This is a genomic window from Bacillus sp. mrc49, from assembly GCF_002803435.1.
Genome location: NZ_PHNG01000623.1, coordinates 1 through 693 on the forward strand (window position 1 = coordinate 1; position 693 = coordinate 693).

Consider the following 693-nt stretch of genomic DNA (forward strand, 5'->3'; position numbering starts at 1 on the left):
ATTCATTCCGTAATTCCTCCTCAAAATGTGCGTGATTCGCTTTTTAGTATTTATGTGCAACATGTCTTCATAAAGACATGAAAAAGCCTGTCCCATAATTATTAGAAAATTCTACTCCATTTTAACATGTCTATTTTAGAAGTGATAGTGTAATTTTATCGAACGTTAAATGTTTTTACATTTGTAAATGTTCGTATTTAACTTATTATTTTTGTATAATACTTCATTTAACCTAGGTTCACAAGCTAAAATGACTTCCACCCCCCCTGAAATACAGTTCCCTTCCATTTATGACGATTTAAAAATGGCATGGCTTGATGGAACTTGTCTACAGTCAGGCGCTGTCCGTTTCAAGAAGCATTGCAGATATTATCCTTTAAACGTCACTTTCCGCTCGGATCAGGACTATCAGAGGATGACTTCATTTCTTGTGCAGGCCATCCAAATCGTCAAAAAGGGTTCCGGAATGAGACCTCCGAAACCCTGCTTATACACTGAACATGCCTCATACGAGACCAGGCGTGCGTGCCAACCGTCTACTCAATGACAACTCTTGTTGACGGAAATGTCCTGATAGACGGCCCGCTCCCCGCCGATAAGTTTGGGGCGGGTTTTTGCCATGGTCACATGTGCGTGCCCTATTTCCTTGATGGCAGATCGAAGCGGAACGGCCACATGCTTTAAATGCATGCC

1 protein-coding gene is annotated in these 693 nt (G+C 41.6%); it reads right to left on the bottom strand.

Features of this window, described 5'->3' with window-relative positions; genetic code table 11:
- Positions 1–540: 540 nt before the first annotated feature.
- Positions 541–693, bottom strand: a 153-nt coding sequence (locus CVN76_RS06460) for a DUF436 family protein (protein ID WP_157805572.1), incomplete at its 5' end; no start/stop codon positions are given.